13 protein-coding genes and 1 pseudogene are annotated in these 20,360 nt (G+C 67.8%); 5 read left to right on the top strand and 9 right to left on the bottom strand.

The features are described from left to right. Window positions 1-570 (top strand): hypothetical protein (locus WAZ62_RS04765; RefSeq protein ID WP_422642375.1); only part of this gene is annotated, 570 nt, incomplete at its 5' end. A gap of 9 nt (window positions 571-579) precedes the next feature. Here WAZ62_RS04765 and WAZ62_RS04760 read toward each other — a convergent pair. From WAZ62_RS04760 to WAZ62_RS04750, 3 genes are all read right to left on the bottom strand, one after another. Beyond that, the gene (locus tag WAZ62_RS04760; RefSeq protein WP_422642374.1) at window positions 580-1,332 is read right to left on the bottom strand and encodes a DsbA family protein; all 753 of its coding nucleotides are present in this window, start codon (window positions 1,330-1,332) and stop codon (window positions 580-582) included. A gap of 17 nt (window positions 1,333-1,349) precedes the next feature. After that, window positions 1,350-2,693: a M48 family metalloprotease gene (locus WAZ62_RS04755; protein ID WP_422642373.1), complete on the bottom strand. Its 1,344-nt coding sequence runs from the start codon at window positions 2,691-2,693 to the stop codon at window positions 1,350-1,352. 186 nt (window positions 2,694-2,879) lie between these two features. Beyond that, window positions 2,880-5,876: an Rne/Rng family ribonuclease gene (locus WAZ62_RS04750; protein WP_422642372.1), complete on the bottom strand. Its 2,997-nt coding sequence runs from the start codon at window positions 5,874-5,876 to the stop codon at window positions 2,880-2,882. 600 nt (window positions 5,877-6,476) lie between these two features. Between WAZ62_RS04750 and WAZ62_RS04745 the strand changes: the two genes are divergently transcribed. The 3 genes from WAZ62_RS04745 (at window position 6,477) to prfB (ending at window position 10,637) form a co-directional block, all read left to right on the top strand. Next, window positions 6,477-6,803 carry a DMT family protein gene (locus WAZ62_RS04745; protein ID WP_422642371.1) on the top strand — a complete coding sequence of 109 codons (327 nt, stop codon included), beginning with the start codon at window positions 6,477-6,479 and terminating at the stop codon, window positions 6,801-6,803. 107 nt (window positions 6,804-6,910) lie between these two features. Continuing rightward, window positions 6,911-9,427, top strand: coding sequence for a penicillin-binding protein 1A (locus tag WAZ62_RS04740; protein ID WP_422642370.1), 2,517 nt, complete (start codon window positions 6,911-6,913; stop codon window positions 9,425-9,427). An 81-nt stretch (window positions 9,428-9,508) separates the two neighbouring features. Next, a protein-coding gene (prfB, locus tag WAZ62_RS04735) for a peptide chain release factor 2 (RefSeq protein ID WP_422642369.1) occupies window positions 9,509-10,637 on the top strand; the annotation gives its coding sequence in 2 pieces (ribosomal slippage) (window positions 9,509-9,577 and window positions 9,579-10,637; 1,128 coding nt in all). A gap of 8 nt (window positions 10,638-10,645) precedes the next feature. On the opposite strand, the gene WAZ62_RS04730 is transcribed toward prfB, so the two are convergent. From WAZ62_RS04730 to WAZ62_RS04715, 4 genes are all read right to left on the bottom strand, one after another. Beyond that, on the bottom strand, window positions 10,646-11,092 hold the full coding sequence (locus WAZ62_RS04730; protein ID WP_422642368.1) for a bactofilin family protein: 447 nt from the start codon (window positions 11,090-11,092) through the stop codon (window positions 10,646-10,648). Then, the gene (locus WAZ62_RS04725; RefSeq protein WP_422642367.1) at window positions 11,046-12,320 is read right to left on the bottom strand and encodes a M23 family metallopeptidase; all 1,275 of its coding nucleotides are present in this window, start codon (window positions 12,318-12,320) and stop codon (window positions 11,046-11,048) included. Before WAZ62_RS04725 ends, WAZ62_RS04730 begins: the two co-directional genes overlap by 47 nt. A gap of 115 nt (window positions 12,321-12,435) precedes the next feature. Beyond that, window positions 12,436-12,906 carry a peroxiredoxin gene (locus tag WAZ62_RS04720; RefSeq protein ID WP_422642366.1) on the bottom strand — a complete coding sequence of 157 codons (471 nt, stop codon included), beginning with the start codon at window positions 12,904-12,906 and terminating at the stop codon, window positions 12,436-12,438. 4 nt (window positions 12,907-12,910) lie between these two features. Then, entirely contained in the window at window positions 12,911-15,877 is a 2,967-nt protein-coding gene (locus WAZ62_RS04715) for a bifunctional [glutamine synthetase] adenylyltransferase/[glutamine synthetase]-adenylyl-L-tyrosine phosphorylase (RefSeq protein WP_422642365.1), read from the bottom strand. A 215-nt stretch (window positions 15,878-16,092) separates the two neighbouring features. Between WAZ62_RS04715 and WAZ62_RS04710 the strand changes: the two genes are divergently transcribed. After that, a complete protein-coding gene (locus tag WAZ62_RS04710) occupies window positions 16,093-19,230 on the top strand; it encodes a DUF3971 domain-containing protein (RefSeq protein WP_422642364.1) in 3,138 nt (1,045 codons plus the stop codon). Between the two features lie 31 nt (window positions 19,231-19,261). Here the strand turns inward: WAZ62_RS04710 and nadC are convergent, their stop codons facing one another. Beyond that, complete coding sequence (nadC, locus tag WAZ62_RS04705) at window positions 19,262-20,119, bottom strand: carboxylating nicotinate-nucleotide diphosphorylase (protein ID WP_422642363.1); 858 nt, start codon at window positions 20,117-20,119, stop codon at window positions 19,262-19,264. 13 nt (window positions 20,120-20,132) lie between these two features. After that, a pseudogene (locus tag WAZ62_RS04700) lies at window positions 20,133-20,360 on the bottom strand (hypothetical protein); the annotation flags it as partial.

Genomic DNA, 20,360 nt, shown 5'->3' with positions numbered 1-20,360 from the left:
ACGCCACCCACGCCGCCGCCAGCCCAGCGAAGCGAAGCCCCGCAGGACCGTCAGGTCGCCGAGGACCGCCGCCGGGTCGAGGAGCGGGGCGGGGCCAAGGGGCGGCTGGAATTCATTCTGGCCTGGGACAATGCCGCCGATCTCGACCTGCATGTCATCTGCCCCAATGGTCAGATGATCTGGTCGCGCCAGCCCAGCGGCTGCGGTTCGGGCCGGCTCGATATCGATGCCAATGGCTATGCCAATGCGGGGGGCCTGGTGCTGGTGCCCGATCCCGTGGAGCACATCACCTTTTCCGGCAATCCGCCGCTGGGCGATTTTCAGATGAAGGTGCGGATCTATCCCGATCCGCAGCGCCCGCGCCCGCCCACGGCGTCTTATCGCCTGACCGTTCTCTACGACGGCAAGGTCATCGCCGAGCGGCGGGGCACCATCGCCTCGCCCATCGGCGGCGGGCGGAGCAGCGGCCCCACCCTGACCATTCCCGGCATCGGCAGTTTCGGCGGGGGGGCGGAGCCCGTGTTCAACGAGCAGCCGGCGGGCAGCGTCAGGGTGCCGCCGCCGGCCTGAAGCCGAAGGTCAGCAACTGCCGGCGCAGCTGCCGCGGGCCGTATCGACCAGTTTCTTCAGCGCGGCGAGATCGACCGCGCCGGGCACCAGCTGGTCGCCGATGATGAAGCTGGGCGTGCCATTGATCGCCAGCTTTTCCGCCAGCGCGTGATTGTCCGTGATGTGGCCGGCGATCGCCTGATCGCTCATCGCCTTCTTCAGCTTGTCGGTATCGATCCCGACGCCGCGCGCGACATCCATGATCTTGTCGTCGCTCAGGGCGCCCTTGGTGGCGATCAGGGCGGCGTGGAATTCCCGGTATTTGCCCTGGCCGACGGAGGCGAGGGCGGCGCGGCTGGCGACCAGGGAGTCGGGGCCGAGGATCGGGAGTTCCTTGAGGACGACACGCAGCTTCGGGTCCGACTTGATCAACTCGTCGAGGATGGGCTGGGCCTGCTTGCAGTAACCACAGCGGTAATCGAAGAATTCGACCAGCGTGACGTCGCCGTTCGGATTGCCCAGCACCTGATCGCGCGGGTCGCGCAGCAGCTTCTCGCGCAGGCCGGCGATCTGGCCCCGGGCCTCGTCGGCGCGGGCGGCGTCCTGGCGCTCCTGCATCGCCTGCACCGACTCGAGGATCACCTCGGGGTGCTGCATCAGGTAATCCTTCACGATCTGGCGGATTTCTTCCTTGCTGGCATCGTCGAACTGGCCGGCGGTGGCGGGCAGGGCGGCACTCGCCAGCATCAGGGCGGCCAGGCTGGAGGCGAGAAGGCGGCGCATGGGACAGTTACTCCGGGTCAACGGCGATCGCGCCAGAGGCGCAGGGAAAGGTCGCGGATATCGGCGGCGCGCAGGGCGCCCGGCGATCCCGCCGGCAATTCGATTTCGGCGCGCTGGGCCTGCTGATAGGCATCTTCCAGCTTGCCGGTGAGCAGAAAGCGTTCGGCCGAGGCAAGGGCCGCCAGACCGATCTTGTCCTGCCGGCCATAGGCGATGGCGAGCTGATACCAGGCCATCGAATTGTCCGGGTCGGCCCGTGTCGCGATTTCGAGGTCGCGCACGGCATCCGCCGTCTGCTTCGGATCTTCCGTCGCGATCATGGCGCTGGCGAGGCCGACGCGGAGCAGCGGCTCGTCCGGCGCGTATTTCACCGCGAGCTGATAGGGCTCGATCGAGGCCTGGATCTGCCCGTTTTCCAGCAGCGCCTGGCCCTTCAGTTCGAGAATATAGGGATCGTTGGGATAGGAGCGCAGCAGGGCGTCGACCTCGGTCAGGAAGGTCGGCATGTCGGGCTTGCGATAGAGCGCGACCACCCGGGCATAGCGGTCGGCGATGCCGGTCGCCGAGGCCGGAACGCGCCGGATCGTGCTTTCGGGATTGTCGATGAAGCCGCGCAGCTTGCCCTGCATCCGCGCCAGCATCTCGACATAGCGGGGCGCGGCCGCCGCATCGACATAGGGCGACTGGTTGACCCGCGTCTCCAGCGCCGCCATGCGCTCGGGCGTCAGCGGGTGGGTATAGACGTAAGGGTTCTGGTCGGACCGGATGCGCAACTGGTCGCGGTCGATGATGTGCAGGAATTCGCCAAGACCGCGCGAGGTGATGTGCAGCTTGTCGAGATAGGTGATGGCGGCCTGGTCGGCGGCGGATTCCTGGGTGCGCGAATATTGCAGGAAACTGCGCGTGGCGATCTGGCTGCCGCCCATCATCACCGCCGCGCCGGCTTGGCCACCGCCGCCGATGATGGCGATGGCGCCCAGCACGGTCGCGATGATCTGCTGGATCGAGGCATTGCGCAGGGCCTCGGTGCTGCGCACCAGATGGCCGCCCGCCATGTGGCCGGTTTCATGGGCGATGACGCCCATCAGTTGCTCCGGCGTCGTGACGGCGATCAGGGTGCCCGTGTTCAGGAACAGATTCTGTCCACCGGCGACGAAGGCATTCAGCGCCGGATCCTGGATCAGGATGACGCGGACAGCCGCGTCGTCGAGCCCGGCGGCGCGGAAGATCGGCACCGCCATCGCCCTGATGTCCTGTTCGATCTCGGCATCGCGGATCAGGTTCAGCGAGCGCTGGGCCTGCTGCGCCGAAGCGAACGAAGGCGCGAGCGAGGCAAAACCGAACAGGAAGACCGTGGCCAAAGTACCGAGACGCCGCCTGAGTGGGGCAGGGGCCGGATTGCGCCGAAGGCGGGCAGGCGACGACAGCAAGTCAGATTCTCCGTTCATGCCCCCAAGCCCGGGCAGGACCCTAGCACAAATGAAAAGAGGGCGGCAGGCCTGGTTCGGTCTGCCGCCCCCTGTCCGTCAGGCGCCCGGCGCCTTGGTTCAGTTGTTGAAGCGGCGCTGCCACCAGCCGCGACGGGGCGGCTGCGGGGGTTCGGACGATTCCGGCCGGTCACCGGAAACGATGGTTTCCACCGGCTTGTTGACCGGGGCCACGGCCTCGCTTCCGACGACCTGGGCCTCGGGCGAGATGTCGATATCGGTGCCTTCAGCGTCGGGGCTGTGGGCCGCGGGGAAGACTTCGGGGATCTCCGGGACCGGCTCGGCCGCGATCTCGACATCGGTGACCGGCGATTCCGGTGCGGCCGCGACCTCGATCTCGATCGTCGTCACGCGGGCGGGTTCGGCATCGCTGTCGGCGACCGGGGCGGCAGCCTCGTCTCCGGCGGCATTCTCCACCCTGGTGGCTTCGGCGCCTTCGCCTTCGGCATTCTCGCCTTCGGGCCCATCGCCACGCCGACGGCGGCCACCACGGCGGCCCCGACGACGACGACGACGGCCGTCACCTTCGGCATCGCCCTCACTCTCGCCTTCGGTGCCTTCGGCGCCGTCTTCGCTGTCGCCCTCGGTTTCGGTCGGTTCGGCGGACGGCGCGGCATCGCCTTCGGTTTCACCTTCAGTGTCGGTGCCGACGGGGGCTTCGCCGTCTTCGGCGGACTCATCGCCGTCCTCGGTCTCGCCCTCGCGGGGGCCCTCGCCCGCCTCACGGTCCTTGCCACGACGGCGACGACGACGACGGCGCGGCTTCTTGCCATCGCCTTCGGCGGTCTCGGCGGCGACGGCCGGCGCCACGGCCACGACCACTTCAGCCTCGGCCTCGACTTCGGGCTCGATCTCGGCCTCGACCGGATCCTCTTCCTCGAGGTCCGGCATCGGGAAGGTGCCGGAGCGGATCGCCAGCACCGCTTCGGGAACCGGCGTGCTGCGATTGGCCAGGCGCTCGATCCGGTAATCGGGGGCGATCAGTTCGGGATCGATCTCGACATAGATCTTGAAGTCGTAACGCTCTTCGAGCGAGCGCAGGGCATCCCGCTTGTGATTGAAGATATAGAGGGCGATCGGCTCCGGGATCTTCACTGCGATCTTCGAGGCCCGCTCGCGCATTCCCTCGTCCTCGATGCCGCGCAGGACATGCAGCGCGGTCGATTCGGTGGAACGCATCAGGCCGACGCCGCGGCAATGCGGGCAGGTGACGGTCGAGGCTTCGAGCAGGCTGGGGCGCAGCCGCTGACGCGACATCTCGAGGAGGCCGAAGGGCGAGATCCGGCCGATCTGGATGCGGGCGCGGTCCGTCTTCAGGCAATCCTTCATCTTGCGTTCGACCGCGCGGGCATTGCGCTGGTCTTCCATGTCGATGAAGTCGATGACGACGAGACCGGCCAGATCGCGCAGGCGCAGCTGGCGGGCGATTTCCTCGGCGGCCTCGAGGTTGGTCTTGGTCGCCGTTTCCTCGATATTGTGCTCGCGCGTGGCTCTCCCTGAGTTCACGTCGATCGAGACCAGGGCTTCCGTCGGGTTGATGACGATATAGCCGCCCGAGCGCAGATGAACCGTCGGGTTGAACATCTGGTCGAGCTGGTTCTCGATCTGGGCACGGTGGAACAGCGGCACCCGGTCGCGGTAGAGCTGGACATTCTTCGCGTGGCTGGGAATCAGCATCCGCATGAAGTCCTTGGCCTGGCGATAACCTTCCTCGCCGTCGACCTGGATTTCCTCGATGTCCTTGGAATAGAGATCGCGGATCGCCCGCTTGATCAGATTGCCCTCTTCATAGACGAGGGCGGGAGCCGCGGACTGCAGGGTCAGTTCCCGCACGGAATCCCACATGCGCACCAGATATTCGTAATCGCGCTTGATCTCGGGCTTCGTCCGGTTGAGGCCGGCCGTGCGCACGATCACGCTCATGCCCTTGGGCAGCTCCAGTTCGGAGGTGATCGACTTCAGGCGCTTGCGGTCCGCCGGGTTCTGGATCTTGCGGGAAATGCCGCCGCCCCGAGGGGAATTGGGCATCAGCACGCAATAGCGGCCGGCGAGCGACAGATAGGTGGTGAGGGCGGCGCCCTTGTTGCCGCGCTCTTCCTTGACGACCTGAACCAGCATGATCTGCCGGCGCTTGATCACTTCCTGGATCTTGTAGGAACGGCGCGGGCGGAAACGCGGGCGCGGCTGGTATTCGGTCTCGGTCTCGACCGCCGGCATCGCGGGCGAGGCGATTTCAGCCACGGCCGGAACCGGCGTCGGCTCCAGGACAGGCTGAACCTCGGCGACGGCATCGACCGGAATGCCCGCGACCTCGACGGCGGCCTCGGGCGCTTCCGCTTCCGGGGTCGGCTCGACAGCCGGCGCGGTCTCGACAACGGCTTCGGCTTCGGCCGGCGCGCTTTCCACGGGCTGCTCGATCTCGGCGGGCGCGGCTTCGGCCACGGCCGGGATCGGTTCCTCGGCCGGGGCGGGCGCCTCGACCGGGGCCGGGATCTCGAGCGGGGCCGGACCACCCTCGGACGTTTCGGCGTCGATGGCCTTCAGGGTCTCGGGGTCGCCCTCGAGCACCGGGTCCTCGAATTCATTGTCGGCGCCGAGGCGCGAGCCGTCGCCATCCTCATCGTCGCCGCTGCCGGCACCGACGACTTCCGTCGCGGTATCGACTTCGACGACCTCGATCAGGCCGCCGTCATCGTCGATGTCGCCAGCCGAATCATCGCCCGCGTCATCGACATCGGCGATGTCATCATCGTCGTCATCATCCGCATGGGCGGCGGCCTCCTCGTCGAGCAGGGCCTGACGATCGGCGACGGGGATCTGATAGTAATCGGGGTGGATTTCGCTGAAAGCCAGGAAGCCGTGACGGTTGCCGCCATATTCGACGAAGGCCGCCTGCAGCGACGGCTCCACGCGGGTGACCTTGGCGAGATAGATATTGCCCTTGAGCTGCTTCTTGTTTGCCGACTCGAAGTCGAATTCTTCAAGACGATTGCCGCGCACCACGACGACCCGGGTTTCCTCCGGGTGCGTGGCGTCGATGAGCATACGGGTTGCCATCAGGTGAATCTCCTCGATCCCGGGCGAGGGGCCTTACGCGGGCCTCCGACAGCCTGGGGATCGATTGGTTGGCACAGATCAAGGCGCCCGGATTGGCCCCCGACCGCTGGCCGCGGGGCGCAGGGTCGAGCCTTGGGCGCAGGAGACGGTCATCGCCGGAAAACCGGACATGACCATGCGCGATGCGCCGAGCGCACAGGCCGCCGGCATCATGCCGGCCGGCGAAATTGCCGGGGCAGATTGCTTCGGAGGGGGCCAACTTGCGCTCTGACGACACGGGCGGAACTGTCTCTGTGCAGGGTGAATGATCGGGTTTGAATGAGCATTGCCGTAAAGGCCCCGCGTTGCTGACGTCGCATGTCCGTCCGTCGGCTGTTGAGCCTCACGGCCGACTCGACAGGTCGGAGAGCAACTGGCCCGAACTCACACACCGATCGAGGTCGCCGTCCCAGGGGACGGGGCGATCCGGATCGAAAGGTGGCGCTGGACCGGCACCTTTTTTCGCATGACTAACATATGACCCCCCGGCGGGCGCGGCAATGCCTATCTGCTGCAAAAAATGGCACTCTGGGGCAGGTCTTTCGTCAATCGGGGATAACCGTGCCGACCGTCGCGCTGCTGATCGCTTCCAATGTCTTCATGACCTTCGCCTGGTATGGCCATCTGAAGTTCACGAGCCAACCCCTTTGGAAAGTGGTGCTCGTCAGCTGGGGCATCGCCTTCTTCGAATATTGCCTGATGGTGCCGGCCAACCGCATGGGCTTCGGCCAGTTCAGCGCCGGCCAGCTGAAGACCATCCAGGAGGTGGTGACCCTGCTCGTCTTCGCCGCCTTCTCGGTGCTTTATCTCGGCGAGGCGCTGCGCTGGAACCACCTCGGGGCCTTCTGCTGCCTTGTCGGCGCCGTCTGGTTCATGTTCAGGGGGTGATGCCCCCTGCGTCCGGGGTGATGCAGTGATGCCACAGCCGTGCCATATTCACGGAACAAGGTCCCCGTCGGCCCTCGATCGGATATAAGGACGGCGCTGGCGGACCCATGCAACGGCGGTACATGCGCTTCCTCGGTTTCATCTTCGGTGCCTTCGCGATCCTGGCGGTGGTCGGTCTCCTGGCCGGTCTCTGGGTCGTGCACCACTATTCGCAGGACCTGCCGGACTACCGGCAGCTGGCGGTCTATGAGCCGCCGGTGACGACGCGGCTTCATGCCGGCGACGGCTCGCTCCTGGCCGAATACGCGCGGGAACGCCGGCTGTTCGTGCCCATCGCGCAGATCCCGCCGCGGGTGATCGGGGCCTTCCTGTCGGCCGAGGACAAGAATTTCTACGAACATGGCGGCATCGACTTCTCGGGCGTGATGCGCGCCGTCTTCACCAACCTGCGCCATCTCGGCAGCGACCGCCGGCCGGTCGGTGCCTCGACCATCACGCAACAGGTGGCGAAGAACTTCCTGCTCGGCAACGAAGTCTCCTATGGCCGCAAGGTGCGCGAGGCGATCCTGACCTTCAGGATCGAACGGACCTTCTCCAAGGACCGCATCCTCGAGCTTTACCTGAACGAGATCTATCTCGGCATGGGGTCCTACGGCGTCGCCGCCGCCGCCTTGAACTATTTCGACAAGCCGCTGGATCAGCTGAACATCGCCGAGATGGCCTATCTCGCCGCGCTGCCCAAGGCGCCGTCCAATTATCATCCGGTCCGCCAGCACGATGCGGCGATCAAGCGCCGCAACTGGGTGCTGGACCGCATGTATGAAGACGGCCGCATCACCCGCGAGCAGTGGGAGGAGGCGAAGGCCAGCCCGCTGACGGTGCGCGATCCCAGCCAGTCGACGACCACATCCGCCGATTATTTCGCCGAGGAAGTCCGGCGCGAGATCGCCTCCCTTTACGGCGAGCAGTCGCTCTATGAAGGCGGGCTCAGCGTTCGCACCTCGATCGATCCGACCATGCAGGCGATCGCCGACAAGGTGCTGCGCCGGGGCATGATCGATTACGACCGGCGCCACGGCTGGCGCGGGCCGATCACCCGCGTCAGTATCGCCGGCGGCAGCTGGCTCGAAGCCCTGCGCGCCACCCCGACACCGCCCGGCCTCGTCGTTCCCGGTATCGAGGGCTGGCGTCTCGCGGTCGTCACCGCCGTCGGCGCCAAGGCGGCCGAGATCGGCCTCGTCGACGGCAGCAGGGGCACCATCGCGATGAGCGAGCTGACCTGGGCGCGGCCGACCACGGCCGGGCAGGGCGTCGGCGCCGCGCCGCGTGGTCCTTCCGATGTCCTCGCGGTCGGCGACATCATCGCCGTCGAGGCGCTGGCGACGCAGGGGACCTTCGGCCTTCGGCAGATCCCCAATGTCGGCGCGGCCTTCGTCGCCCTCGATCCGCATACGGGCCGGGTGCTGGCCATGGTCGGCGGTTGGTCCTATGGCGAGAGCCAGTTCAACCGGGCGACCCAGGCCCTGCGCCAGCCCGGCTCGACCTTCAAGCCCTTCGTCTACGCGACCGCGCTCGAATCCGGCCTCACGCCCTCGACCCTGGTCGAGGATGGCCCCTTCACCGCCGATCAGGGGCCGGGCCTGCCGCCCTGGCGGCCGGCGAACTATGGCCACGACTATCTGGGGCCGATCACGCTTCGGGTCGCGCTCGAGAAATCGCGCAATCTGGTCACCGCCCGTCTCGCCTATTACATCGGCATGGACAAGGTGAAGGCCCTGGCCGAGCGTTTCGGCGTCGTCACCGATCTGCCGCCCTATCTCGCCATGTCGCTCGGCGCGGGCGAGACCACCTTGATGCGGATGACCGCCGCCTATGGCCAGTTCGTCAACGGTGGCAAGAAGATCACGCCCAGCCTGATCGACCGGATTCAGGACCGGCGCGGCCGCACCGTGTTCAAGCACGACATGCGAACCTGCGAGGGCTGCGGCCCGACCAGCTACAATGGCCAGCCGCCGCCGGCCGTGCCCGACAATCGCCCCGAAGTGATCGACGCGGGCACCGCCTACCAGATGGTGTCCCTGCTGCAGGGCGTCGTCGAGCGCGGCACGGGCGGCAAGGTTCGCGCCGTCGGCAAGCCGCTGGCGGGCAAGACCGGCACGTCCAACGATTCGAAGGATGTCTGGTTCATCGGCTTCTCGCCCGATCTCGTCGCCGGGGTCTTCTTCGGCTTCGACCAGCCGCGCACCCTCGGCGGCAAGGAAACCGGTGGCTCGGTCGCGTCGCCGGTGTTCCGCGATTTCATGGCCGCGGCCCTCCGGGACAAGCCGGGCATCCCATTCCGTATTCCGCCGGGTCTTCGTCTGGTCCGCGTCAACCCCGCGACCGGCGCGCCGGCCGCCCCGGGCGAGCGGGCGATCTTCGAGGCCTTCAAGCCGGGGACCGAGCCTTTCGGTCAGCGCCCGGTGCTCGACGGCTCCAGCGACGCGGCCTTCACCGGCGGCGACGGCAGCTTCGGCAGTGATCCCGACTTCCTCGGCGCCATCGGTGCCGCGCCTCCAGCCGCCCCAGGGGCACCCGTGGCACCGCCCGCGGCCGGAGATTCCGCGACCGGCGGCCTTTACTGATCATCGCTCGCGGGCCTTGCGGTTGTCGGCGGGGTCAATCCCCGCTATACCGTGCCCCTTCCTGAACGAAGGGCCGGAGATATGCGCGCCGACGTCGAATCCCTCAACGCCGAAATCAAGCAGTCGCTCGAACTGCTGAGGAGGCATCTTTGACTGGGACGTTGCCAACGTCCGACTCGAAGAACTGAACGCCCGGGTCGAAGACCCGTCCCTGTGGAACGATCCTGCGGAAGCGCAGAAGATCATGCGCGAACGCACCCGTCTCGACGATGCGATCGGCGCCTATCGCCGGCTGGAAGCCGAACTTCGCGACATGCTCGAACTCGCCGAAATGGCCGAGGGCGAGGGTGACGAGGGCATGATCGATGATGCCGTCGCTAACCTTCGCCGCGTGCGCGACGAGGCGGGCGAGGCCGAGGTGAAGGCCCTCCTGTCGGGCGAGGCCGATGGCAATGACAGCTATCTCGAAGTCAATGCCGGCGCCGGCGGCACCGAGGCCCAGGACTGGGCCGAGATGATGCTGCGCATGTATACCCGCTGGGCCGAGCGCAAGGGCTACAAGGTCGAGCTGATCGAAGACAGCCCCGGCGAACAGGCCGGAATCAAGAGCGCGACCATCATGGTCAAGGGCCTGAACGCCTATGGCTGGATGAAGACGGAATCGGGCGTGCATCGTCTGGTGCGGATTTCGCCCTTCGATTCCAATGCCCGGCGGCAGACCAGCTTCGCCTCGGTCTGGGTCTATCCGGTGGTCGACGACACGATCGAGATCGAGATCCTCGACAAGGATCTGCGGGTCGATACCTATCGCGCCTCGGGCGCGGGTGGCCAGCACGTCAACAAGACGGACTCGGCGATCCGCATCACCCACGTCCCGACCGGCATCGTCGTCGCCTGTCAGGCCGACCGCTCGCAGCACAAGAACCGCTCGCAGGCCATGTCCATGCTGAAAGCCCGGCTCTACGAGCGCGAGCTGCAGATCCGCGAGGAAGCGGCCAGGGCGACGGAAGAAACCAAGACGGCGATCGGCTGGGGCCACCAGATCCGCTCTTATGTCCTGCAGCCCTACCAGATGGTGAAGGACCTGCGCACCGGGGCCGAGACCTCGGATACCCAGGGCGTGCTGAACGGCGATCTCGACCGCTTCATGGCGGCCGCGCTCGCCGCCCGGGTCGAGGGCGGCGGGGCCGAGGTCAGCGACCTCGACTGATCGCGCAGTCAGGAATTGGTGACGACGAGGGCGGGTTTGCCGCCCTCGGCCGGCTTGTCCTCGGTGGCGGCCCGGGTCTTGTGGCGGCGCTTCAGCTGGCCTTCGATATTCGCGCCGGCCTCGACGCCGATACTGTCGTGGAGGATGTCGCCGCTGATGACGGCGCTGGCGGCGAGTTCGACCACGGCGGCGTCGATGCGGCCCTCGATCCGGCCGCGGATGTGAACCGTCTCGGCATTGATGGCGCCCTTGACCAGGCCATCCTCGCCCAGCGTCAGGCTGCGGCAGGTGATGTCGCCAGTCACGGTGCCGTCGATCTGCAGATCGCCGACAGTCTCGATATTGCCTTCGATGCTGAGACCCTCGGCCAGGATCGAGGGACGGGTGGCGTTTTCGCCCCGCCGGCCGCTATTTCCCGGCTTCGTCTCGCGCTTGTTCTGTCTGTTGTTGAACATTGCGACCTGCCTCGATGAAGCGCATGGGATCGTTCGGGGCATCCAGCAACCGCACCTCGTAATGAAGATGCGGCCCGGTGGAGCGGCCCGTGCTGCCGAGTTTGCCGATCACGTCGCCGGCGTCAACCTTGTCGCCCACTTTCACCGAAACCCGGCTGAGATGGGCGTATTGGGTTTCCAGCCCGAAGGCGTGGCGAATGCGGACGGCGCGGCCATAGGCGCCGGCCCAGCCGGCCGATACGACTTCGCCCGGCGCGGTGGCGAAGACCGGCGTGCCCACGGCACCACCGAAATCGATGCCGGCGTGGAAGGCGGCGCGGCGGTTGATCGGATCGCGGCGATTGCCGAAATTGCTGCGCACCTCGATCCCGTCGAGGCGGACCGGCAGGGCGAGGGGCATCGAGATGGCGGCCGCCTTCAGGGCGTCCAGCCGTGCCGTCGAATTGGTCAGGTCATTGAGACGGGCATTTTCGATCGTCGGGGCGAGATCGTCCATCACCGGCAGCAACGGTCCGCCGCTGCCTTCGTCCGCGACCGCCGCGACCACGCTGTCGAGATCAAGGCGGGTTGGCGCGAGGTTCCGCTCGAGCAGCGCCACCTCGACATCGGTCGCCGGCTTCAGGCGCTCCACCAACTGGCCTTGCAGCAATTCGAGCGTCGCCACCTTGTCTTTCAACTGGGTCGCCTGCTGACCGGCGATCGCGGCCAGATCGCGGAGGCCCACCGCCTTGCCTTCGAGCGAAGCGATGCGGTCGTCGGCGACGGCGAGGCTTTCCGCCAGGCGCCACTGCGTGAGATAGGCGTCGGCCAGGGCGTATTCGAGATCGGTGACGCGGTCCTGCGCCGCCGTGGCCGCGGCTGCCGCGACCTCGGTTGCGGACTGGCGCTCGGCGGCCGAGCGGGCGGCTTCGGCGACGGCTTTTTCACTGCGCAGCCGGGCGACTTCCTGGCGCAGGCTATCAGCCGCGCGCTCGTGCCCGTCGAGTTCCGCCCGCAGGCGGGTGATGGCCTCGGCCTGTTCGCCGGTCCGGTCCGGCGGCGCCAGGGTGGCGATCGTGGCATGGCCTACCCACGCGAAGGCGGCGAGGCCAAGGGCGGCGGCCGAGACCTGCATCCGCCGGGACAGCCGCAGCCAGCGCACGCCCCAGGGATCGCGAATGGCGATCTCGCGCGGGGCAAACCACGAGCGGCGGGAGGCAAGCGGACGAAGTCGGGCGTCGTTGGTCATGCGACGGTAATCACCTGAAGAACTAAAGACGGCCGCTATTGCCGCCAGAGCGGCGGCAATATGTCAACAGCGGCTGTTCCCATCGCGGCGAAACGCCCCTGTCCGGTGGGTGCAATCAGAGCGCCCGCACCGCCGCCAGCACGTCGTCGACATGGCCTTTCACCCTGACCTTGCGCCAGACGCGGGCGATCTTGCCCGCGCCATCGATCAGGAAGGTCGATCGTTCGATGCCGAAGTATTTCTTGCCGTAATTCATCTTCTCGACCCAGACGCCATAGGCGTTTGTCACCGTGCCATCGACATCGGCGCCAAGGCTGATGCTCAGGTCATGCTTGGCGGCGAACTTGTCGTGAGCGGCGACACTATCGCGCGAGACGCCGACGATGCTCGCCCCCGCCGCCGTGAAATCGGCGAGGCGGGCCGAGAAATCGATGGCTTCGGTGGTGCAGCCCGGGGTGTCGTCCTTGGGATAGAAATAGAGCACGACCTTGCGCCCCTTCAGGGCGGACAGGGCGATGGAGCCACCGCCATTGGCGGACAGGGCGAAATCCGGGGCCGGCGCGCCGGTCTCGAGCGTTGCACTCATGGTGTCAAATCTCCTCTATGGGCAGGCCGGCAGCGCCCGGGGCACCATCGGCGGCGGGCAATGCGACGGGATCGCCGATGTGGCTGATGAAGATCGCGCGGATGCGGGGCCGAGCCTCTTCCAGCAGGGCCTCGACCGCCGCGAAATCGGCGACGCCGGCCTGGCGGGCGAGCAACAGTTTCAGGCTCTCGGGCGCCGTGCCGGGCTCGAAACCATCCCCGGCGGTCAGGCGGATCGAGGCCGACAATCCGGCCTCGAGGTCGAGCGCGGCGGCAAGCTCATCGGCTTCATGGGCGGGAAGCACGCCCTGGTCGCGCAACAGGTCGATCATGCCGGCGCTATCGGTCGGCCAGGGCGCGGGCAGGCGCTCGCCGCCCGCCAGCAGCAGGCCCTGCGCGATGAATTCGATATCGATCAGGCCACCCGGCGACAGCTTCAGATCCCAGCGGCCGCGTGGCGGGCGGTCGCGGTCCATCCGTCCCCGCATGTGCGCGGCGTCGGCGAGAACGCGGGCGGCGTCGCGCTTCAGATGCTTCAATGTCTCCAGCAGCGCGCCGGCGCGGGCGGCGAAGCCCGCGTCGCTGGCGGCCACGACCCGGGCCCGCGTCAGCGCCATGTGTTCCCAGGTCCAGGCGTCGCCGCGATAATAGGTCTCCATCGTGCCGAGGCTGGTCGCCAGAGCTCCCGCGCCGCCGCCCGGGCGCAGCGCCATGTCGACCTCGTAAAGACTGCCCTCGGCGGTCAGGGCCGAGAGCGCGGCGATCAGGCGCTGGCCGAGCCTGGTGTAATAGACGCCGGGGGACAGCGGTTTGGCACCGTCCGAGCCGATGGTGCCTTCCGGCACATGACACAGGAAAACGAGATCGAGATCGGAGGTGACGGTCATTTCCCGCCCACCCAGCTTGCCGAAGCCGACGACGGCGAAACCGCCCCCCGGAATGACACCATGGGCGAGGGCGAAATTGGCCGAGACCGCGTCGACCAGCCGCTCGATCACCGCGTCGGCGACAAAGGAGAGGGCGCGACCAGCCTCGCGATGGTCGGTCAGGCCACGCAGAAGCTGAAGCCCGACGGCGAAGCGCCGGTCGGCGGTCCAGCGGCGCACGGCGTCGAGCAGGTCCTGATAATCGGTGACATCGCACAGGGCGACGGCGAGGCCATCGCGCAGCGCGCCCCCATCGGTGATCGGGCGCAGTGCCTCGCCACCGACCACGGTGTCGAGCAGGCCGGGACGGCGCGCCAGCATTTCCGCCAGCATGGGCGCCGCGCCCATGATCTCGGCGAGAAGGTCGAGCAGGTTGCGATTGGCATCGAGGAGGGAGAACAGCTGCACGCCGGCGGGCAGGCGGTTCAGAAACTGATCGAACAGGAGGAGGGCGGTATCCGGCGCCGCCGTCTTCGCCATGGCGGCGATCAGCACCGGCGTCAGCCCCTCGACCAGCGCCCGCGCGCGTTCGTGGCGGAAGCAGCGGTAACGGCCGACCCGCCAGCCGGCGATGATGCCGGCGCCGCGTGGCCCATCCTTGAACCCCGCCCGCGCCAGATAGTCGGCGATAGCGTCTTCACCCGCCGGCAACAGGTCCCGGCCCGGACCTTCGTCGCCATCCTCGGACGCGAAGAGGCCGGCGAAGCGATGTTCGATCGCCGACAGATGGCCCAGCAGTGTGAGGCGGAATTCATGGGTATCGCCATAACCCATGAAGCGGGCAAGGGCCGGAATGGCGGCGGGATCGCCGGGAATGTCGTGGGTCTGGGCGTCCTCGACCATCTGCAGGCGATGTTCGAGGTGGCGCAGGAAGCAGTAGCCTTCCGTCAGGATCCGGCGCTCGTCATCCGGGATGCGGCCCATGGCGACCAGCCGGTCGAGCATGGCGAGGGTGCCGGCCTCGCGCAGTTGTGGCTCCCGTCCGCCCGAGATCAGCTGCTGGATCTGAACGAAGAACTCGACCTCGCGGATGCCGCCGGGGCCGAGTTTCACATCCTGGCCCTCGACCCGGATCGCGCCATGGCCATGGTGCTCGCGGATCCGCTCCTTCATGCGCTGGATATCGCGCACGGCGGCGAAATCGAGATGGCGGCGCCAGACGAAGGGGCGGATGCGCTGCAGGAAATCGCGCCCGGCGGCGAGGTCGCCCGCGACCGGGCGGGCCTTGATCATCGCCGCCCTCTCCCAGTTCTGGCCAAGGCTCTGATAATAGATCTCGGCGGCGTCGGTCGACAGGGCGATGGGCATGGCGCCGGGATCGGGGCGCAGCTGCAGGTCGACCCGAAAGACATAGCCATCGGCCGTCCTCTCCTGCAGCAGCTTGACGATGCCCTTGGTGACGCGGACATAGGTTTCGGTCGGGCTGCGCTTGCCGGTCGGCTTCGCTGTCTCGCTGTCGAAGAAGACGATCAGGTCGATGTCGCTGGAATAATTCAGCTCGTTCGCGCCCAGCTTGCCCATGCCGAGAATGATCAGGCCGGACTCGCGTTCCGGGTCGCTGTCATGGGGCAGGGCGATTTCACCCATTTTCGCGCCGGCCCGCAGCATGTGGGCGGCCGCGGCGGACAGGGCGGCGCTGGCCAGACGCGACAGGGCGCCGGTCGTTCGCATCAGCGGCCAGCCAAAGGCCAGATCGCCGACCGCCGCTGCGAGGGCGACGCGCGCCTTGCCCCGGCGCAGGTGGCGCATCAGCGATTCGGTATTCAGGTCCGCGGTCGCCGCCGGCGTCAGGCTCGGCCACAGGTCTTCGAGCACGGCTTCGGGGCCGCGCCGGACCATGTCGACCAGTCCGGCCGGGTCGCGACGGACGAGGGCCGAGAGATAGGGGCTGTAGGCGCCGATGATCCGCAGGATCGAGTGTATCCGCGGGTTGTCGGCCAGGCCGGGCTCGGTCTGGGCCGCCCTGAAGTCGTCGATCAGGCGAAGCGCGCCGGGATGATCGTCGGCGGGGGGGCTGGGCGGCAGGGCGGGGAGACCGTAATTCACGCGCGTCACATCGTCTTCGTGCTAGGGTGGATACGCTGCTGTCTGGTGCCGTTGGCGTCAAGCCGCAGGGTCGAGGATTTCAGTCTGGCAGGATTTGGGGCCAGCAGGATTTTCGGGACGGCTCCCGGCGCGGGGCGTCCTGCAGGGCATTCGATTTGGTCAGGCGCGCTTCCCGCATTGCGGCTCATGTTTTCGGCGGCCTGCTGACCGCCTTGATGATCGCGGGCGTCGCGATCGGTCTTCGTCTGTCGATCGGGCCGATTTCCCTCGGCTTCCTCTCCCCGCTGATCGAATCCGCCTTCGAGGGCAATGCCGCCGGCCTGAAGGTCAGCGTGGGCGATACCATCCTGACCTGGAGCGGGGCCGACAATGATGTCGCGCTGCAGGTCGTCGGGATCGAGGCCCGGGGGCAGGATGGCACCCTGATCGCCCGGTTGCCCAGCGCCGGCATCGATCTCTCGCTGCGGGCCCTGCTCGTGGGCCAGCTGGCGCCGACGGGGGTGACCCTCGCGGGGGCCGATGTCACGATCCGGCGGAATGCCGATGGACTGGTCGAACTCGGCCTCGGCGGCGCCGTCGCGGTCGGGGACGAGGTGGCGGCCGGGGGGGCTTCGCCCGTCGCCGATCTCCTTGCCCTCCTGCGCCGGGGACCGGGAAACTCGCCGGCTCTCCGTCGTCTGGAGCGATTGTCGCTCGTCCGCTCGCGCCTTGTCGTCGAAGACGAGATGACCCTGCGGCGCTGGGTCGGCAACGGCGTCGGCGGCGAGCTGATGCGCAAGGCGGGCGGCGAGGTGCTGCTCGATTTCAGGCTCGCGGTGGCCAGCGAGGGCGAGCAGGTGTCGCTGCGGCTCATGGGCGCCATTCCGCCCGGCGCGGATGGCGAAGCCGCCTTGTCGGTCGAATTCAGCAATCTCGTGCCCGCGCTGTTCGATGCCGGTGGCCAGATGTTCGGGCCGGCGGCGGGGATCGTCATGCCGCTGTCGGGCAAGGTTTCCGCCGCGGTCGACGCGAACGGCGAGCTTCACGGGGTCGATTTCGACGTGACCGCGGCGGGCGGCGGTCTGGACCTGCCGGATTTCTTTCCCGAGGGCCTGAGCCTCGACCAGATCCATGCGGCCGGCCGATACGACAACGCGAGCGCGACCCTCCATCTCGCGCAGGTCCGGATCCGGCGCGGCGATGTCGATATTTCCGCCAGCGGCAGTGTCGGTTTCACCCTGGCCGGACCCGCGATCGACCTGACCGCCCGGCTCGGCGGCCTGCCGGTCGATGATCTGGCGGCGCTGTGGCCCGTGCGGCTTTCGGTCAATGGCCGGCGTTGGGTCACGCAGAACATCAGGGGCGGCCAGGTTTCCGACGGCGTTCTTCGGTTGAAGGCGCCACCCGGCGGGCTGGACGCTTCGCCGTCGCCGCCCGACATGTTCAGCGCCGATTTCGCCATCGACGGCGCGGCCACCACCTTCATGGCCGGTCTTCCGCCGGTTTCGGACATCAAGGCCAAGGCCCATATGACGGCCGATGGTATCGATGTCGAAATCAACAGCGGAAGGGTCGACATGGGGCCCGCCGGCCTCGTTACCCTGACCGAGGGGCTGGCGAAGATCACCGACTTCAGCAAGGAAGATCAGCAAGGCGATATTTCCTTCTCCGCCACCGGGCCGGTGCGGGCGGCCCTGACCATGCTCGACCTGCCGCCGCTTGGCTATGCCGGCAAGATCGGTGTCGATCCATCGAAAACCGCTGGCGATCACGAAACCAGGGCGCGCTTCCTGCTGCCTCTCGTCGCCGATCTCGATCTCGACAATCTGGACTTCAAGACCAGCAGCAAGATCGTCGGGCTCGTGCTGCCTGCGATCGCCGGCCCCCTCGACCTCACCGATGGCGCGATCACGGTCGATGTCGATCAGAGCCGCGCCACGGCCAGGGGCACGGCCAGGCTGGGCGGCGCCCCTCTCGATCTCGAATGGAGCGAGAATTTCAGGGCGCCCGCGGGCAAGCCCACGACCGTGCTGACGGCCAAGGGCACGCTGGATGACGCCCTGCGCGAGAAACTGGGTCTTGGCCTCGGCGGCCGGATCACGGGGCCGATCGGCGCCAGCGTCACCCTCGAGGGGCGGGGGCAGGCCATTGGCGCGATCCGGGCCGAGCTGGCGCTGGACGGCGCGGCGATCACCCTGCCCGAAACCGGTTACGGCAAGAAGGCGGGGGAGCCGGCCGCCGTCGCCTTCCGCCTGGCGACGGGCGGCGGGCGGCTGAAGTTCGAGGGGTTGACGGCGCGGGCCAAGGGCCTGTCCGCCGATGGCAGCGCGGAATTCACCACCGATGGCGATCTGATCAGCCTCGTGCTGAGCAACGCCCAATTGGGCAAAAGCGCCTTCACCATCGATTTCCGCCGGCCGGCGCCGGGCCAGCGCTATGCCCTGAAGATGCGCGGCGCCAATCTCGATCTGGTGCCCTACATGGATCAGGATGCCCCCGCGCGCCGACCCGAGGCGGAGCGGCCGGATCCTTCGTCGCCGGACGGATTGCCCGACTTCGACTTCGACATCGACCTTGCCCTGGTCCAGCTGGACGAGAAGATGGCCGTCGCTGGTCTGAAGGCGACCGGCAGCCACGACCAGGGTCGCTGGCAGGCGATGAACAGCAAGGGCACGCTGGGGCCGACCCGGGCGCCGCTGTCCCTGAAGCTGACGCCGGTCGCCGGTGGGCGTCGTCTCGATGTTTCGGCCGGCGATGCCGGCGCCCTGGTGCGGGTCGCCCGGCTTTATTCCGATGTCGAAGGCGGCACCCTGACCTTCCATGGCACGATCGACGACACCAAGCCGAACCGGCCCCTGACCGGCGCCCTGGACATGCGGGATTTCAAACTGGTGAAGGCGCCGGTGCTGGCCCGCATTCTGACGCTGGGCTCGCTCACCGGCATCGCCGAGGCGATCGGTGGCGAGGGCATCTCGCTCGAAGCCCTGAAGGCCGACATCGTGCAGGAAAGCGCGGTCATTCGCATCGTGAAGGCCCGCGCTTACGGCAATTCGATCGGCATGACCCTGTCCGGCACCTATGACACCTGGGGCCGTTCGGTCAGCGTCGGGGGCACCATCGTGCCGTCCTATGGCCTCAACCGGATCCTCAATTCGATCCCGCTCGTCGGTGATATCCTCACCGGGGGCGAGGGCGGTGGCCTCTTCGCCTTCAATTACAGCGTGGTCGGCCCGACCGAAAACCCGGAGGTGACGGTGAATGCCCTGTCGGCCCTGGCGCCGGGCATCCTGCGCGACATCATCTCGGCGGTCGACGGCACCGACAGCGCCGCCGACGCCAAGGCGCCGCCGGTGATCGGCGTGCCGCCGAAATAGCCGTCAGCGGAAGCTGAAGTCGAGACCCCCTTCAGCGGAAGCTGAAATCGAGACCAAGATCGAGGGAGGGCGCCGAATGGGTCAGCCAGCCGAGCGACAGCATGTCGACGCCGCTGGCGGCGTAGTCGGCGACCATCTCGGGCCGGATCCCGCCAGACGCCTCGGTGACCATGCGCCCGGCGACCAGGGCGACCGCCTTGCGCAGCATGTCCGGCCCCATGTTGTCGAGAAGGACGGCATCGACCGGCCGCTTCAGCAGGACCTCGAGCTGGTCGAGGGAATCGACCTCGACCTGGACTTTCACCATGTGGCCGACCCGGCCCTTGATGCGGTCGAGCACGGCGTCGAGACCGCCGGCGGCGGCGATATGATTGTCCTTGACCAGGATGCCGTCGTCGAGGCCGAAGCGGTGATTGACCCCGCCGCCGACGCGGACGGCGTATTTCTCGAGGGCGCGCAGGCCCGGCGTCGTCTTTCGCGTGCAGGCGACGCGGGCGCCGTGTTTCGCCGCGTCGCGGGCGGCGCCGCGCGTCACCGTGGCGATGCCCGACAGGCGCTGCAGGATGTTGAGGGCGACGCGCTCGCCGGTCAGCACGGCCCGCGCCGGGCCTTCGACGACGGCGATGACATCGCCGGGCGTAACGTCCGAGCCATCGGGCCGCAGCACCTCCACCGTGATCTCGGGCGAGACCAGCCGGAAGGTGTCGAGGGCCATGGGCAGGCCGGCGATGCGCCCGTCGTGCCGCGTGTTGATCTCGGTCCGCGCCCGCGCGGTCGCGGGCACGGCGACTTCCGACGTCAGATCGCCGGCGAGGCCGAGATCCTCCATCAGCGCCGTCTTCAGCAGGTTTTCGTAGACGAGATAGGGCGGCGGCGTCAGATCGAACATGATGTCGGCATACTCATTCGGCGGCGAGGCGGCCCTTGGCGAGGGCGATGGTGTCGAGATGGGCGCCCGTGGCGTCGAGGCGCACGGTCTGACGGTGCAGCCAGCGCGGGTCGGCGGCCGGATGGTCGATGCGGGCATGGGCGCCCCGGCTTTCCGTCCGCGACAGGGCCAGCAGCGCGACCAGCCGCCCGACGGTGATCAGGTTGCGCAACTCGCTCGCGGCGCGGATGGCGGCATGGCC

This window comes from Zavarzinia sp., assembly GCF_049306435.1.
GTDB lineage: Bacteria > Pseudomonadota > Alphaproteobacteria > Zavarziniales > Zavarziniaceae > Zavarzinia.
This window is presented reverse-complemented; position numbering and strand designations above follow the sequence as displayed.